Source organism: Hymenobacter setariae (assembly GCF_007713685.1).
Taxonomy (GTDB): Bacteria; Bacteroidota; Bacteroidia; order Cytophagales; family Hymenobacteraceae; genus Hymenobacter; species Hymenobacter setariae.
Genome location: NZ_VMRJ01000001.1, coordinates 863,225 through 880,201, shown reverse-complemented (window position 1 = coordinate 880,201; position 16,977 = coordinate 863,225). Strand labels below are relative to the sequence as shown.

Sequence of the window (16,977 nt, the reverse complement as noted above, 5' to 3'; positions counted from 1 at the left end):
AGATTTTTAATCAAGTGAATTGTAGCTGTCTACTGCGAAGCTTGCGCCAACCTTTCCGCGGAAAGACGGAGCGCGGCTAGCACATTACAACGCCAGCGGAATAACCCGCTCGTTGCCGGCCTGGTCGGTCAGGCGCAACTCGGCGGCGCCGTGCAGCGCCGGGGCATTCGGGTCGTTCGCCACGGTAAATAGCGTGCTGTTCTTGTGCTCATAGCGCAGCAGTCGGAAGCGCCCGCCCACGAAAAGTCGGTACGAGGCCAGCCCCGACAAGTCGTCGCCGACCCGAAACAGCAGCTGGCCGCCCGGCTTACCTAGGAGGCGGGCTTCGGGTGCCTTGGTGTCGGTGTAGAGGCGGTATTGACCAAAAACCTTGGTGTTGAACGACACCTGCTGGCCGCTTTCGTCCCACTTGCCGCCCACGTAGGCGCGGCCCCCCTTGGCCGTGACGCTGTACACGGCCGTGCGCTCGCGGTCGGCGGGTGGGGTAGTGGTTTTGAGAGTAACCCGCAGCGGTAGGTAGAGTGGCGTGAGGGCCGAGCCTACCACCCAGGTTTCGGGCGCGGCAGCGGTAGCGGGGCGGTATGCGGTACTCAGGTAAAGCGGCGAAAACAGCGTTTGCGGCCCAAAAACCAAGTTGAGGTGCGGCGTCGTGTAGCTGGTTTCCTGGCCTGCTGGTATCATCACTTGCCGGTCGAACCGCTTCGACACCTCCCCTAAAACCAGCGAGTCGGGCAGGCCAGCGCGCAGGTCGTAGAGGTAGGTAGTTTCGCGGCCCTTGCGGTAGCTGGGGCGCAGAGCTAGCTCGCGGCCGCTGCGGCGCAGTATTAAGTTGGCCGGCACATCGGCGGTGTCGAGGGGCGCATTAGTTACCACGGCGCGCAGCAGGTTGCGCGTGATGTCGTAGCGCAGCAGCGGCTTGGCAGTAGGGGTAGGGGCCGGGGCTGGGGTAAGCGCGGCGTAGTCTTCGGTGGGCTCGCCGCGCAGCACCAGCCGCGCCGTAGCCTTGTTATTGTAGGAGTCGGCCAGCTCATACTCAATAGTATACACCTTGCCAGGCTCCACCGTTAGCTTGCCTTGGCCTAGGCCGGGCGGGGTGTAGAATGGCAGGTCGTTGCCTTCGTCTACCCACAGCTTTTGCAGCATGCGGCCCGCCTGCATGTGGTAGGCGTAGTCCACGAAGTTATTGACTTGCCGCGAGCCGTTCGGAAACGGCACCGCGTCAATAACGTGCTGGTAGTGCGGCTGCCCGTTCACGCGCACCGTCACGCGCTGGATGCCATTCTTGTTCCAAGCCTGGTCAAACCGGTCGAAGCCTTGCAGCAGTAGGCCCACCTGGCCCACGCACGCCACAGTATCCGGAAACACCGTGTTGGCACCCGGCAGCGGCTGCGCCTTGGGCACCAGCACCGCCCGCTCAAACTGCCCCCGCACCCGTGCCGTGATGGCCAGCGGCTCCACCGCTAAGGCTTGTAAAATGGGCCCTAGGTGGTCTTGTATCTCTGGAAAGCCGCCCCACTGCAAGGGATTTAACTGGCGGTCCTGGCCGTCGCGCACTTCCCAGTGCACGTGCGGGCCGGCCGAGCCACCGGTGTTGCCCGATTTGGCTACGATGTCGCCGCGCTTCACCGGAAATTGGCCGGGCTTGAAAAATAGCTCCAGTTCATAGGTCTGCTTTTCGTACTGCTGGCGGCGCAGCTCGGTCAGCACCGGGTCCAGAAACTCATTGAGGTGGCCGTATACCGTCGTCAACCCATTGGGATGCGTGATATAGAGTACGTTGCCGTAGCCAAACGACGACTGCTTGAGGCGCGAAATGTAGCCATCGGCCGCCGCGTACACGGGCTTGTTGATGACGCTAGCCGTCTTGATGTCGAGCCCGCCGTGGAAGTGGTTGGGCCGTAGCTCGCCCATGCTGGCAGCTAGAAAGTTCTGCTGGCCCGGCATAATGGGCAGCAAAAAATAGCCCGGCGCCACTGCCACGGTTGTGGCCGCCGTGGCCGGCCTGATGGGGCCGCTCACTTTGTGGCTGGTGGTGTCGTCGCTGCCATCGTCCTGGCCGTGGCTAACGGTAGATAGCAATAGCAACCCGCCTGCAACCGACCACCCAAGCCGGCGCATAAATTTGATAGTCAGCAAAATAAATAACTTCTAGGGCAGGCCAAGGCTTGCCGTATTCCTGCTTAAGTAATGGGACCTAGGGCGCGGGGAGGGGGCGAGCCCACTGCCTACCGCACGGCCACGTTCAGTATTTTCTCGTCTTCTAGGTAGCCTACGAGCTGGTCGCCGGGCTGCACAGGGCCCACGCCGGCGGGCGTGCCCGTGAAGAGTAAGTCGCCTTGCTTGAGGGTGATGTAGCGCGATACGAAGCTGATAATCTTGGCAAATGGATGCAGCATCAGACCCGAATTGCCCTGCTGGCGCACCTCGCCATTCACCTCCAGCCGGAAGTTGATGTTGCTAAAATTGGTGAACTCGGTGGCGGGCTTGAAGGTAGGCGAGAGCGGGGCCGAGCCATCGAAGGCCTTAGCCAGCTCCCAAGGCAAGCCCTTTTTCTTCAATTCGCTTTGCAGGTCGCGGGCCGTGAAATCGATACCTAGGGTAATGGCGTCGAAGTAGGTGTGGGCAAATTGCTCCTCGATATGGCGGCCGTTTTTGCTGATGCGCAGCACTAGCTCCAGCTCATAGTGCACATCCTTGGAAAAGTCGGGGTAGAAGAAGGGCTGGCCGCGCTGAATAAGCGCTGTTTCGGGCTTAAGAAAGATGACAGGCGCGGTGGGCGTTTCGTTTTGAAGCTCGGCAATGTGGTCGGCATAGTTGCGGCCGATGCAGATGATTTTCATAAGACGGGGCGGAGAAGAAGGGGCAGAAGGCAGAGAACGAGGAAAAAATTGGATAGTATATAGAAGAGTTGGTTTTTTTCAAGATATGGCCTTTTCTTCGTAGTAACCGCTCGCTCAAGCTGGCTTTATACCCAAAGCACAAAGTAAACATTCTCCCCGTCTGGTTGCGTATAGCTACCACCCGCATCTTGCCGGCATTGGCCCCAAATCTGCCACCTAGGCGGCGCGGCGTTCGCTATTCTTTCTTTCCCAAAACCCGACCTTGTATGTTATTCAAAAAAGCTATTGTTGCCGCGAGTATTGCCCTGTTGGCTGGTTGTACTACGGTGCCCATCACTGGGCGCCGCACTCTCAACCTAGTATCAGACAGCGAAATGAATTCGCTGGCTATGACGCAGTATAAGGAAACGCTGACCACGTCGAAACTGTCGACTAACTCGGCCGATGTGGCGATGGTGCGGCGCGTGGGGCAGCGCATCCAGGCAGCCGTCGAAAAGTACTTCCGCGACCAGGGCCAGAGCGACCAGCTTGCAGGCTACCAGTGGGAATTTAACCTTATCGACGACCCTAAGACCGTAAACGCCTGGTGTATGCCCGGCGGCAAAGTAGCCGTGTACACCGGCATTCTGCCCATCACGCGCGATGAAACCGGCCTAGCTGTAGTGATGGGCCACGAAATAGCCCACGCCGTAGCTAAGCACGGCTCGGAGCGCATGAGCGACCAGATGCTGGCGCAGCTGGGTACCTCGGCCATCTCAACGGCCCTCACCAAAAACCCAGCCGCTACCCAGAGCATTTTTGCCAGCGCCGTGGGCACCGGCACGCAGTTGGGCAGCCAAGTACTGCTACTCAAGTTTAGCCGCAACCAGGAAAGTGAAGCCGACCACCTAGGGCTCATTTTTATGGCCATGGCGGGCTACAACCCCGCGCAGGCCATTCCATTCTGGCAGCGTATGGCGGCCCAAAGTCAGAACTCGACCCCCGAATTCCTGTCGAGCCACCCCGCCGATGCCACCCGCATTGCCGATATCGAGCGCTTACTGCCCGAGGCGCAGAAGTACTATAAGCCGCGATAGGTGTGCCGGCAGCGTGATAAATTATTGAAAATTATATAGTAAGCATAATCATTAGTTCGTTGTACTTGTCCATCTTTATTTTATTAACTTTTAGTATATCAACATGTTATTGATGCGCGTTTTACCTCGTCTGCTAGGCATTGGGTTGCTGGGCCTGCTGGCGGGGTTGCTGCTGCTCACCTCGTGCGAAGCCACCCGCACCCGCGAGCGCAGCGACCCTACCCGCGAGGCCCAGCGCCTCACTGATGAGGCTGCTGCCCGGGCCGCCCGCAGCCGCCAAATAGCCCAGGTAAACGAGTCCGGCCCACCTACTTTCAAAATGGGGCAGGCGGTGCTCGCGGCCGCCTTCATTCGGGAGTTTAACGATGGCACGGTGGTCGATAAAGTGCTCGTGCGTCCTTCACCTAGTGCGCCTAAGGAGAAAGCTACCTATTATCTGGTAGGCATGGGTTTGCGCGATGGGCATTTTCGGGCCATGGCACTACCCCTGCGCGACACCGGCAACGGGGCGCTGCTGCTGACGCCCGATGCCGAGCGCTACGTACTCACGGGCAATGGCTGCCCTACTTGCTTTTTCGATTTTGAGGGCAGCCGCATTATCGGCTCGTCATGCGGCGACAACTCAGGCGGCAACAGCTGCGCCTTTCAAGTGCTGAATGAAAATGCATTTTTCCCCGTCAAATGAAACCGACTACTAAGTGGCTGCTTCGCTTTTCGCTCGCCGCCCTCGCCATACTGCTAGCCAATGACAGCGGCCGACCTAAACCCCAAAAGCCCACTAACTAGTGGGCTTTTGTACTGCGTATTGTGCACGAAAGAGCTAGCTCGGAGAGGCTGCTGCTAGATGCCGGGTTGGGCGGCGGTCCAATGCACCGTAAAGGTGGTGCCTTCGCCCGGGGTGCTAGTCACCTCTAGGTGCCCGCCCCGGCTGGTTAAGATGCGCTGCACTAGGTACATGCCGACGCCGGCTCCTGGCACGTGCGTATGCTGCCGAGTAAAAGGACGGAAGCCTGGGCTGTGCGGCGAGGGCACGACCATACCTAGGCCATTGTCTTGCACCGAAAGCACGGGCTGCCCATCGTGCAGGTAGCTACGCACCTGAATGTGAGCTGGGCGCTCGGGATGGGCAAACTTGAGGGCGTTGCTGAGCAAGTTGTGGAGGATGGAGCGCAGGTTGGCGCGGCCATAGTGCAAGGTAGGCGCGCCGTCGAGGTCGAACTCCAGCGTGGCGCCCGCTTGCACAAACTGTGCGCGCAGGCCCATCAGTATCTCGTCGGCAATGCTGCGCAGGTCGAGGCGCTCGGCAGGCGCCGACAAGCCACGCTGGTCTTGCACGGTGGCGGCTAGGTCCTGAATAGTGAGCTCAAGCTGCGCCAGGGCATCCTCCACCATGTGCAGCATAGAGTTGGCCTGCGGGTCGTCGAACGAGGCCACGCGTGACAGCTCCTCAAACAGGCCGCGCAGGTTGATAAGCGGCTGGCGCAGGTCGTGCGAAGCCGTGTACACGAAGGTGTCTAAGTCGTGGTTGGTGCGGGCAAGCTCGTTGTACTGGGTTTGCAGCACTTCGCGTAGGCGATGCTGGTCATCGACATCGGTGCAGGCTCCAAACCAACGCAAGCCCTGCCCGTCGGCCAACTGCCGCGCCCGAATGATGTGCCAGCGATACTGCCCGTCGTGGCGGCGCATCCGAAATACTCCTTCAAAGGCCTCGCCCGTGGCCATGCTGTGCACCCATTGGCGGGCCGCTTCGGCCTGCTCACTCGGGGCCAGCAGGTTTACCCAGCCTGTGGGGCCTAACTCCTGCTGGGTCAGGCCGGTGTACTCGCCGGTGTGGCGGTTGTAATAATCAATAAAGCCCTCGGCGGTCGCCGTCCAGATGAGCTCCGGAATACTATCGGCCAAGAAGCGCAACTCGGCCTCGCCCCGGCGTAGGGCTTCGGTAAGCTCGCGTTGGTCGTGAATTTCGGTGAGGGCGCCGTGCCAAAACACTGGCTCGCCGGGCGTGTGCAGCTGCTCGGGCAGGGCACGGCTCAGCAGCCAGCGGTACTGCCCATCGTGGCGGCGCAAGCGGTACTCGTAGCTCCAGCCAGTACCCGCAGCGCGGGCCGCTTCCGACTGGTAAAGCACCCGGAGCCGGTCGTCGGGGTGAATGAGTAGCGGCCAAATAGCATCCACTGCCGCCGTAGGCGGCTGCCCCGTAAAGTAGTACCACTGCGGACTCACGTATTCGTAGTGTCCTTTGGCATCGACCGTAAACGTGATTTGAGGCACGGTTTCGGTGAGCACACGTAGGCGGGTGTCTAGGCGGCGGGTTTCGACTTCTAGGCGGTGGGCCTGCTGGCGCGCCTCCTCCTGGGCCGTGACATCCACCGCAAACAAAAGCAGGCCGCTAATAACATCGCCGGTTTCGCGGAAGGGCTCCAGCGTCAGGTCGTAGTAGCGGTTGGGAGAGTCGGGGCCGGGTAACGCCAGGCAGTACGCCTTAGCCATAAACGGCCGCCCCGACTCGTACACGCGCTGCATGACATCGAGCAAGTCGGCCGCCAAAAAACCTGGGTGCTTGGCAATGGGCGTGCCCTCTGGGGCTGGGCCCCCGAGTACGGTCTCCATCGCCTCATTTACAAAGCCATAGCATAGCTCAGGGCCCTGTAGCGTAGCCACGCCAGCTGGCATGTGGCGCAGAATTGTTTGTTCAGAGTGCTCGCGCATGAGAAGGGTAGGGTAAGCCGGCCCCCAGACGCGCCCGGCGGGCACTCCAAGGGCTGGCCAGCGTCTAGGCTGGGTCTAGGCCAGCAGTAGGCGCGGGAGCTTGTGGTGGTGTGGCACCACCAAAAACAGCTAGCCGCACCAAGTCGATAAGCATTGCATCGGCGATGCTGAGCGTGCTAGGTGGCGCAGGCACGTGGTGCGGCAATAAAAAGCCCTGCAATGTCTCAAACGCTACCGGCTCGAGCGGATGAAAGGCCATCGACCAATCGGCGAAGCTGCGAGCCGTTATGGGCTTGTCGATGAGCTTCTGCACGTGCGAATGGCGGCCATCGCGCGAAATGCGGGCAAATAAGGGCTCTATTACTTCGGGCTCACCTTCGAAAAGCTGGGCAATATTGCCATGGCTATAAAAAAGAATGCCTGTAATGTGATGGTGCTCGTTGTCGCGGCGGCACTGCGTCAGCAACTCGTGCAAGTCCTCGTCGGTGAGGGGACGCACAGCGCGGCTGATGTAGGCAATATGATGCATAGAACGGAGATGAAAGAGCAATTTAGCTAGATAAGCTGAACTGGTTCGCTACTTACGTAAAAACTTATACCTAGGGACATGGAAAATTCATGTCCCTAGGTACTGTTCTGCTTAGTGCTGCCCCACCACCTCAGCCGCCAACCCAGCCAGGTCTAGCCCATCAAAGGTGCCTGAGGTCATGAGCAGCAAATTAGTATTGGGCCACGATTGCGTGCGCAGGAAAGCGGCCAGGGCTTGGCTATCGGTGAATACGCGCAGGTCGGGGCGCTGAAAAGCCGCCGCCACCGCCTCAGGAGCCAGCGGGGGCAGGCGCTTGTGCTCCAGCACATGGGGATTAAAATACACCACCGCCACATCGGGTGCGTCGAAGCAGTGTGCGTATTGGGGCAAAAACTCTGGGTTGAGCGAGCTAAACGTGTGCAACTCGAGGCAGGCCACCAATTGCCGCTCCGGAAACTGTTTTATTAGGGCTTGGGCCGTGGCGCGCAGCTTGCTGGGCGCGTGGGCAAAATCCTTGTACACTACCGACCTAGGGCCGGCCTGCACCAACTCGAGGCGCCGCGCGGCACCCTTAAAGCTCGTGATGGCTTGGTAAAAGTCTTTGCCCTTGATGCCCAATTGCTTGCAGACTTCCTTAGCCGCCGAGATGTTGCGCAAGTTGTGCTCGCCAAACACTTGGATGGGTACTTCGTCGTCGCGCTTGGTGAGCAAGAATGTCTGGCCGTTGCGAATAACGTGCTCATGCGGCCCGTAGCCCACATAGGTAACGTCGGGGCTGGTCGGCACGGCCACGAGCTGGGTTTGCTCGTCATCGCGGTCGTAGATGAGCACGCCGGCCTTGGGTGTTTGGCGAGCAAAAATCTCGAACTGCTCGCGGTAGATTTCCTCGGTCGGAAACACGTTAATGTGGTCCCAGCTGATACCCGAAATCACGCCGATGTGGTGCTGATAGAGGTGAAATTTGGGGCGTCTATCCACCGGCGAGGAAAGGTATTCGTCGCCTTCAATGATGATAATCGGCGCGTCGTCGGTTAGCTGCACCATTAAGTCGAAGCCCGCTAGCTGCGCACCCACGGCGTAGTCAAACTGCCGCCTGTGGTAGCGCAGCACGTGCAGAATGAGCGCCGTAATGCTCGTTTTGCCGTGCGAGCCACCAATAACCACGCGCTGTTTGTCCTTGCTGGCTTCGTAGATATACTCAGGGAAGGAGTAGATTTTGAGCCCCAGTTCCTGGGCGCGCAGCAGCTCGGGGTTGTCGGGCCGAGCGTGCATGCCCACGATGACGGCCGCCAGCCCCGCGTGAATTTTTTCGGGAAACCAGCCTTCGGCCGCAGGCAGCACGCCAGCGTTACCTAGGCGGGTGCGGGCTGGCTCAAAAATCTCGTCGTCGGAGCCCGTGACGTGGGCGCCGCGCTGGTGCAGGGCCAGCGCCAAGTTGTGCATGATGCTGCCGCCAACGGCAATAAGGTGAATACTTTCCAAGTGGTGGGGTAGCTAGGGGCGAGGCGCGGGCCAGGCCGAAAATGCCCGGGTGGCCCGCCTTGTTGAGGAGGCGAAAATACGGCTGCGCCGGTGGCCCTAGGTCGCCCAGGGCCGCTTGCATACTAAAAAGAAACCGATTATTCACACTTTCTTTTCGAACGCTTACTGGTTAGTTTTGTTAGTTCGGGCCCTCCCCGGCCCCGCCAGCGCGGACTACTTGCGTTGAGCGTCCGCGCTGCTATTCTATCTTTTGCCTCCCGCTTCCCTCCCGCCATGAACGACCGTATGGACGACCGCCTCAAGCAATCTGCGGCCCGCGCCGCTGCCGCCTTCCAAGGCGTGCGCGGCACTCGCGTGCCCGTGCCTACGTCGCCCACCGGCAAGCTGCCCCCGCAGCGCCTCGAAATGGAGGCGGCCGTGCTCGGCGCACTTATGCTAGAGAAGGATGCGCTCACGACGGTCGTAGACATTCTGAAGCCGGTGAGCTTTTACAAAGAAGGTCACCAGCGCATCTACAAGGCCATCAGTAACTTGTTCGACAAGTCGGAGCCCATCGACCAGCTCACCGTAGTGCAGGAACTGCGTGAAATGGGCGAGCTCGAAGCCGCGGGCGGTGTGGGCTACGTGGCCGGCTTGACGATGCACATCAACTCGGCCGCCAACATCGAGGCACACGCCCGCGTGATTCTGGAAGCGGCTATCAAGCGCGAGCTTATTCGCACGGCTACCGACATTCTGCGCGACGCCTACGAAGAAACCACCGACGTATTTGAGCTGCTTGACTCCACGGAGAAGAATATCTTCCAGGTGTCGGAGGACAACATGCGCAAGGGCGTGGACTCGATGCAGGACTTGATGGTGAAAGCCATCAAGGAGCTCGAAGAAAAGAAGCACCAAAAGGACGGCCTCACGGGCGTGCCCACCGGTTTCTCGGCCCTAGACCGCGTCACGAGCGGCTGGCAGCCATCTGACCTTGTGATTGTGGCGGCACGCCCCGGCATGGGCAAGTGTCTCGCGAAGGGCACGCGAGTAGTCATGTTCGATGGCACGCTGCGCAACGTGGAAGACGTGCAAATAGGCGACCTGCTGATGGGCGACGACTCGACCCCGCGCCGGGTGCTGAGTTTGGCCCGCGGCCGCGAGAATATGTACTGGGTGCGCCAAAATAAGAGCGACGACTACCGCGTAAACGAAAGTCACATCCTGTCGCTCAAGCGCTCGCGCAACGAGGGCCCGCACCGCCACGGCGATGTGCTTAACATTGAAGTGCGCGACTGGCTGAAAAAAAGTCCCAAGTTTCAATCGAACTACAAGGGCTATAAAGTGGCCGTGGAGTTTATCGAACAAGCGCTGCCGCTCGACCCGTATTTCCTAGGGGTGTGGCTGGGCGATGGCGCGTCAGGTAACTCCCGCATTACTGGGCAGGACGCCGAAATTATTGACTACCTGCATGAGTACGCTGGCGACCTAGGGCTACAGGTAACGACCGGCGTGGTAGCCGACCGCTGCAACAGCTACGGCATCACGCGGGGCCGGCGGGGCGGTAGCCTAGCCCAGTACTCGGTGCAGGACGAACTGCGCCAGCTAAGCGTATTGCATAATAAGCACATTCCGCAGCGCTACCTCATCAACTCGACTGCCAACCGCCTGCGGCTGCTGGCTGGCCTCATCGACTCGGACGGGCACCTCGACCCCGTGAGCAACGGCTACGAGATTACGCAGAAGAACCTAGAGCTGGCCCGGCAAATCAAGTTTCTGGCCGACTCGCTGGGCTTCCGCACGTCGCTAAAAACAAAGCGCGCCGCAATCGCCAAAATTGGCTACGAAAGCGAAGTGTACCGCGTGCGGATTTACGGCGACATCGAGCGCGTGCCGGTGCGCGTGGCCCGCAAAAAAGCTCAGCCTTGGGTTTCGCCTGTCGATTGGCGCCTGACGGGCATCTCGGTCGAGTTCGACAAGGAAGACGACTACTACGGCTTCGAAATTGACGGCAACCACCTGTTTTTGCTGGCCGACTGCACCGTGACGCACAACACGGCCTTCGTAGTGTCGGCGATGCGTAACGCAGCAGTCGATTTCAAAAAACCGGTGGCCATTTTCTCGCTCGAAATGTCGTCGCTCCAGCTCGTCAACCGTCTGATATCGGCCGAGGCGGAGTTGGATTCGGAGAAAATCAAAAAGGGCAATCTGGCCGACTACGAATGGTCGCAGCTCAACCACAAGATTTCGTCGCTTTCTACCGCCCCGATTTATATCGACGATACGCCAGCGCTCAGCATCCGGGAGCTGCGGGCCAAGTGCCGGCGCCTCAAGTCGCAGCACGATATCCAGCTCATTATCATCGACTACTTGCAGCTGATGAGCGGCAACGATGGGGGCAAGGGTGGCAACCGCGAACAGGAAATTGCCAGTATTTCGCGGGCGCTTAAGGGCATTGCCAAAGAGCTGAACGTGCCGGTTATCGCCCTGTCACAGCTCTCGCGCTCGGTAGAGACGCGGGGCGGCGACAAGAAGCCCCAGCTAAGTGACCTGCGTGAATCAGGTTCTATCGAGCAGGACGCAGACATGGTTATCTTCTTGTATCGCCCTGAGTACTACAAGATTACCGAAGACGAAATGGGTAATCCTACCCAGGGTATGGGTGAGGTTATCATTGCCAAACACCGGAACGGCTCGCTCGAAACGGTGCAGCTCAAGTTCATCGGGCGCTTTACCAAGTTTGCCGACCTCGACGGCTTCGATGGGGGCGGGGCCGGTGGTTTTGGCGATGCCTCATACTCGCCCAATGCCCTGCCAGGCAGCAGTTTCGACAACGAAGGGCCAGCCGGCGGCGATGCGGGCTTTGGTCAGCCGCAAACTATCCGCCTAGGTAGCCGCATGAATGATGCGCCACCCTCGCCAGTGCCCTTTCCTAAGAGTAACAGTTTTGGCGAGGAGCCACCATTTTAGGGCTATTATTAGCCGGTACACATGATGATAAATCAGTCAACTGAAGAGGAGGGAGTAAGCATTTATTCTCCCGTAGCGCTTTTTTGGTTTTCGTTGATTTTTGGTCCGCTGGCTGGAGGTATTATGGCCTTTCAGTCCTTGAAAGAGGTTGGGCAAATAAGCTTTGCACGGTACGTCTTGTGGGTGAGTATCGGCTGCTTTGTATTGCTTTGGGCTATTAATTCATCCGTGTTGCTAGGGGTGGTGCTGGGGGCGCCTGGGGTACTGGTCTATGGCTTCTGCTGAAAAAGCGAGTGCCTAATGAAGCCAGCTTTGCACGCAGAAGCGTTGTGAAGCCGCTTCGTATTTGTCTGTACATCGTGGCCGCATTTATTATTCTGACTTGCTTACGCATTCAGTTGGCTTCATTATAGTGGTCATATCTATTCTCACTCTCTTTTTGCTCTGCCTGGCTGCCTTTGGGGCGGGCCTGATTGACGGCATGGTGGGCGGGGGCGGGCTCATTCAGTTGCCCGCGCTGCTACTATTGCTGCCTGAGGTGCCAGTGCCCACCATCCTAGGTACCGGCAAAGTAGCTAGCTTGGCTGGCACGAGCGCCGCCCTGACGCGCTACCTACGGGGTAGTAGTGCGGTACCTATGCGCTGGCGCACAGTAGGCGTGGCGGCGGTAGTAGCGGGCTGCTTTGCCCTGCTAGGTGCCCGCGCCGTGAGTGGCCTCGACAAAGACTTGGTGCGGCCGCTGGTGCTGGCTTTGCTGGTACTCATGGCAGCTTATACTTTTTGGCGCAAAGACTTTGGCAGCCTGCACGCGCCGCGGCTGCATGGCAGCCGTGAACTGCTGACGGGTGTAGCGCTGGGCGCCGCCTTAGGGTTTTACGACGGGTTTTTTGGGCCGGGTACGGGCAGCCTACTGCTGTTTGCCTTTGTGGGGCTATTTGGCTACGATTTTCTGGCCGCCTCGGCCTCGGCCAAGGTGGTGAACGTGGCTACCAACATCGCGGGGCTGGCGTATTTTATCTCGACGGGGCAAGTGCTCTATCATATTGCTTTGCCCATGGCAGCCTGCAACATGCTAGGCTCGGCGCTGGGCGCCCGCCTGGCCTTACAGCGCGGCACGAGCTTCGTGCGAGTGCTGTTCTTGTTAGTAGTCAGCGGGTTTATTATGAAGCTAGGTTGGGATATGTATCAAGCCTAAGCTTCTAGATAGGGGCACCTAGGGCAGCCATTGCCCTAGCATCGCGGGCCAGTACGACAAAGCCGCTGCTCCCGTGGCGTTCAGCTTCGGGAGCAGCGGCTTGGCTAACCTAGGAGAGAGTTGGGGCGGCGGAGAGGCTAGGCTACCGCCACGTGGGGCGTACTCTTTTTGCGTGATTTGCGGGTGCGGTTTAACCACATGAGGGTGCCCGTGACGGGGAAGGTGGCGCCCAGTAGTACTACTACCAAGGCCAGCATCTTGGTGGGCCAGCCAAAAATAGCGCCCGTATGAATGGGCTTGAACAGCCCCCGAATGCGCTGCCCCACAGGCTTCTCGGCATAGGCCTGCTGGCGCAGCACCTGGCCGGTGTACTGGTCGAGGTATACGTCGTCAGTAGCTCGCTCCATGATAGCATCGGGACGCAAAATGCCTACTTGGATGCTGCCATCGGGAGCTTTGGGCATTTGTAGGGTGTAGCTGGTGGCCGCGGGGGCCTGCTGGCGGGCTAGTGCCAGGGCTGCGTCGGCCCCAAAGGCTGCAGGGGCGGGCCCGGTGGGCAGCGTCGAAGTGGGTGGCTCGGGCCGCTGCTGGGGCGAGTGCGTGAGCGTATTGATACCCTTGCCCACCCAATCGAAAGCCATACCTACACCCGTGAGCGCCATGACAAGCAGAAACAGCGAGCTGTAAAACCCTAGGGCCGTGTGCCAATCGTAAGTAACGCGCTTCCAACTGGCGTCCCATTTTACGCGCAGGCGCGAACTGAGGGCGCGGCGCGTGGCTGGCCACCACAGCACCAGCCCGGTGCCCAAGATGAAGACGAATATGATAGAATTAATACCCATCACCAGCTTGCCCACGCGGCCTGCTACCAGGCCGCGGTGAATTTCTTCTACGAAGTGAAAGAATGACTGCTGCTTGCTAAACTCGCCGAGCACTGCCCCGGTGTAGGGGTTCAGGAAAAGCGTGGGGCCTCGGTCACCTTTGCCGGGGCCGCCCTTGGCATTAGCAGGGCCACCCGCCTGGCTGCGCTCGCGGCCGCGAGCGCCTGGGCCGGCACCTTCTTGTGGGCCACTAGCGCTCTTGCCTGCGCCGCGCGGCTCGCCTTGGGAGCCGCCTGGGCGGCCGGCGCCACCTAGGTTCACTTCTACAGTGCGGGTGGGGTCGGCGTAAACTTTGAAGCCGTTGATTTTGGCTTTGGGCTTAGCAGCCCGCACGGCGGCGGTGAGCTGGGCCAAGGAAAGGCGCGGCGTAGCAGCGGCATCTACAAAGTAGCGCTCGCGGTGAAACGCATGCTCTAGCTCTTCTTCAAAAACTAGGATGCTGCCCGTGAGGCACACCACGACCAAAAACAGCCCCGACACTAGCCCGAGGTACAAGTGAATGCGGCGGAAAAACAGCTTCATGACCGATAAATAATTTTAGCAAAGAACCCACCGGCAAGCCGGTGGGTCAAGTACTTGACGATTAATAGGTGAAAAGTAGCGGCAGAGCGAGTCTTTTTGCCGCTGCTATAGCCGGAAGCTGAGGGTGGCAGCGTAGGTGCGCGGCGCAATGGGGTTCACGCTGTTGTCGTCGTGCACATTATAGCTCAGCTTGCCGAGCAGGTTGGCAGCTTTGGCGCGCAGCGTAAAGCGTTGGTAGGTGTAGGCAATGTTGGCGTCGAAGAGAAAGTAGTTGGGTAGGGCGATGATTTTGAAAGCATCGGTGTAATTGGGAGCGCCAGTGGTGGGGTTTACCAAGCGCGGGTTGCGGCCGGCCAGGCGGTCGCCCACGTAGTAGCCCGTTGCCCCTAGCGACAGGCCGTGCAAAAAGCCACCGTCGAAGGCCGAGTTGAAGTTGTAGAAGACGCTAGCGTTGGCGGTGTGTGCGGGGTTGTAGCGCAGGCGGCTGCCATTCTCATACACGTTGCTGTTGGTGTAGGCCGTGTTGTTGTAGCTGTAGCCCGCCAGCACCGACCACCCTAGGTAGGGCTTGCTTTGCACATCGACCTCTACGCCCTTGCTGGTGACTTGGCCGGCCATTTCCTGGGCGTTGGGGTAGGCGGCGTTGTAGTTGGGGTTGGGGGTGTTGGTGCCGCTCAAGTATTGCAGCACGGTCTGGGTTTGGTTGCTGTTCACGATGCGGTACAGCGTGACATTGGCCGATAGCGCGCCCTTAAACAGGTCGTTTTTGATGCCCACCTCGTACTGGTCGATAACCGAAGGCGCCAGCGCCGCCCCCGTCACGTCGATGCCCGAGTTGGGGGTGAAGGAGTTAGAGTAAGATGCGAAAACGGCCGAGTTCTTCACGGGCTGGTACACCACCCCGAGGCGCGGCGAAAAGGCGTTGTCGTAGCGGCGGTTTTCGACGTAGGTGCCGGCCGTTTTGGCGGTTAGCGTGGCCGGATTGCTGTAGTAGTACACGTCGCTGGGAGTTTCCTGGTAGCTCCAGCGCAGGCCAGCCAGCACTTTCACTTTCTCGCCGAGGCTCACTAGGTCCTGGGCGTAGAAGCCGGCGCGGCGGGTATTGTCCTTGGTCAGCGAGTTGTTTACCAGCGCCTCAAAGCCGCTGAGGCGCGAGGTGGGCTGAGTAAGTACCCGGCTCTGGTCCAAGATATTAATAACATCATAGGCGGAGACAGCCGTGGTAGCGCTGGTGGACGAAGCCGGATTGGTGTAGGCCAGCGTGCTGCCTTGGTACTGGTCGGCATCGGCCCCCACCAGCAGTGTGTGGCCGATGGCGCCGGTGCGGAACTGCCCGGTCAGGTCAACTTCGGCCAGGAAGTAGTTTTGGTACGTTTCGCTGCGTTGCAGCGTGCGAGTCCAGTTGCCGTAGGTGGCGCCGGGGGTGCTGATTACGTTGGTGGGGCGGGCGCCGCTCTTCAGCTCGTTTTCGTAGCGCTGAAAGCCGCCGATGGCCCGGATGCTCCAGCTATCGCTGAGGTGGCTGGTGAGGGTGGCCGTGGTGCTGATTTGCTGGGTCGAGTTGAGCGCGCCGGGCACGTTGAGGAAGCGGCTGCGCGAGTCGATAATCTCGTAGTTGATGGCCCCAATGCCAAAATCGGGCGTGCGGCGGTCGCGCAAGAAGTCACCTTCCAGCACTAGGTCGGTTTTGGGCGTGAGGCGGAAGAGGAGCGAAGGGTTGACGTAGAAGCGGTTGCCCGTCACTTGGTCGCGGTAGCTGTCGCCGCGCTCGTAGGTGCCATTTAGGCGGAAGGCTACCTTGTCGCTGGTGCCTACCGCGCCATACACGTCAAAGGTGGGCTTCACGAAGCCGAAGCTACCTAGGCGCAGGCCCACCGAGCCGCCACGCTCAAAGCGGGGCTTTTTGGTGACGAGGTTGAGCACGCCACCGGCTGCCACGTTGCCGTATAAAATGGCCGCGCTGCCCTTCAGTACTTCCAGCCTTTCTAAGGAGCTGGCTTCGGGGAAGATGGCGTTGTTGTAGCGCACCCCGTTTTTGAAGGTGTTATTGCTGGTGTAAGCAAAGCCCCGGCTGGCTAGCTCTTCCTGGGTGCCGCCGGTGTTGCCCATCACGTAGAGACCGGGCGTGTTCACCACCGCATCGCTGATGCGCAGCACCTGCTGCTCTTCCAGTACCTGCTGCCCAACCGTAATGGCTGATTGGGGCAGGTCGAGCGGGGCTACTGGCATTTTGCCTACCGCAGTAGGGCGCTGGTTGAGGGTTTTGTTACCCAGCACGTTGACCTCATCGAGCTGGCGGTGGCCCCGCACTAAAGTCAGCGTGGGCACGGCAGTAGCTTGGCCCTCCAGCACTTCTACCGAAACTTCCTGCGCCGAGTACCCTAGGCCGGTTACCGTGATAATCTGCCAGCCCGTGGGAGCCTCCAGGCTAAAATTGCCGGCCGCGTCGGGAGTAGTGCCGTGGGGCGTGCCTTTTACCATTACCGATACGTGGTCGGCAGGCTGGCCGTCGGCCAGCACTACGTGGCCTGTCAGGGTACCTAGGCGGCCTCGGTGAGCATGGTGTGGGCGTGGCGGCGTGGCAGGCGTTTGGGCAAAGGCAACGGCAGGAAATAGACTACTCGAGAGAAGAAAAGGAAGTAGGTGTTGGCGCATAGTCTTATTTAGAATCATTCAATTCAAGGGCAAATATGCGGCTTGTTTAGATATGTTCCAAATAAACTTAAAATTATAAATCTGTCAGTGGCACCTATTTATGATGAATTTTTAATGAAGACTATAAGGCTCTAGCTAA

At 59.5% G+C, this 16,977-nt stretch carries 11 protein-coding genes; 4 read left to right on the top strand and 7 right to left on the bottom strand.

The genetic code is table 11. From position 1 onward, the window contains the following. Positions 1-84 precede the first annotated feature (84 nt). Entirely contained in the window at positions 85-2,079 is a 1,995-nt protein-coding gene (locus FNT36_RS03735; protein ID WP_233635657.1) for a M23 family metallopeptidase, read from the bottom strand. A 146-nt stretch (positions 2,080-2,225) separates the two neighbouring features. Continuing rightward, positions 2,226-2,840: a fumarylacetoacetate hydrolase family protein gene (locus tag FNT36_RS03730; protein WP_144844492.1), complete on the bottom strand. Its 615-nt coding sequence runs from the start codon at positions 2,838-2,840 to the stop codon at positions 2,226-2,228. Positions 2,841-3,106: 266 nt separating this feature from the next. Between FNT36_RS03730 and FNT36_RS03725 the strand changes: the two genes are divergently transcribed. Next, entirely contained in the window at positions 3,107-3,916 is an 810-nt protein-coding gene (locus tag FNT36_RS03725) for a M48 family metallopeptidase (protein WP_144844490.1), read from the top strand. Positions 3,917-4,028: 112 nt separating this feature from the next. Next, positions 4,029-4,601, top strand: coding sequence for a hypothetical protein (locus tag FNT36_RS03720; protein WP_144844488.1), 573 nt, complete (start codon positions 4,029-4,031; stop codon positions 4,599-4,601). 155 nt (positions 4,602-4,756) lie between these two features. Here FNT36_RS03720 and FNT36_RS03715 read toward each other — a convergent pair whose 3' ends face one another. The 3 genes from FNT36_RS03715 to FNT36_RS03705 form a co-directional block, all read right to left on the bottom strand. Further along, complete coding sequence (locus FNT36_RS03715; protein ID WP_144844486.1) at positions 4,757-6,625, bottom strand: PAS domain-containing sensor histidine kinase; 1,869 nt, start codon at positions 6,623-6,625, stop codon at positions 4,757-4,759. Positions 6,626-6,689: 64 nt separating this feature from the next. Further along, complete coding sequence (locus FNT36_RS03710; protein ID WP_144844484.1) at positions 6,690-7,154, bottom strand: BLUF domain-containing protein; 465 nt, start codon at positions 7,152-7,154, stop codon at positions 6,690-6,692. A 111-nt stretch (positions 7,155-7,265) separates the two neighbouring features. Continuing rightward, on the bottom strand, positions 7,266-8,636 hold the full coding sequence (locus FNT36_RS03705; protein ID WP_144844482.1) for a UDP-N-acetylmuramate--L-alanine ligase: 1,371 nt from the start codon (positions 8,634-8,636) through the stop codon (positions 7,266-7,268). Between the two features lie 273 nt (positions 8,637-8,909). Here FNT36_RS03705 and dnaB point away from each other — a divergent pair, with 273 nt between their 5' ends. Next, complete coding sequence (gene dnaB / locus FNT36_RS03700) at positions 8,910-11,585, top strand: replicative DNA helicase (RefSeq protein WP_144844480.1); 2,676 nt, start codon at positions 8,910-8,912, stop codon at positions 11,583-11,585. Positions 11,586-11,997: 412 nt separating this feature from the next. Beyond that, the gene (locus FNT36_RS03695) at positions 11,998-12,780 is read left to right on the top strand and encodes a sulfite exporter TauE/SafE family protein (RefSeq protein WP_233635656.1); all 783 of its coding nucleotides are present in this window, start codon (positions 11,998-12,000) and stop codon (positions 12,778-12,780) included. A 137-nt stretch (positions 12,781-12,917) separates the two neighbouring features. Here the strand turns inward: FNT36_RS03695 and FNT36_RS03690 are convergent, their stop codons facing one another. Continuing rightward, complete coding sequence (locus tag FNT36_RS03690; protein ID WP_144844478.1) at positions 12,918-14,183, bottom strand: PepSY-associated TM helix domain-containing protein; 1,266 nt, start codon at positions 14,181-14,183, stop codon at positions 12,918-12,920. Positions 14,184-14,288: 105 nt separating this feature from the next. Further along, positions 14,289-16,838 (bottom strand): TonB-dependent receptor, encoded by a 2,550-nt coding sequence (locus FNT36_RS03685; protein ID WP_233635655.1) that lies wholly within the window; start codon positions 16,836-16,838, stop codon positions 14,289-14,291. Between the last annotated feature and the right edge of the window lie 139 nt (positions 16,839-16,977).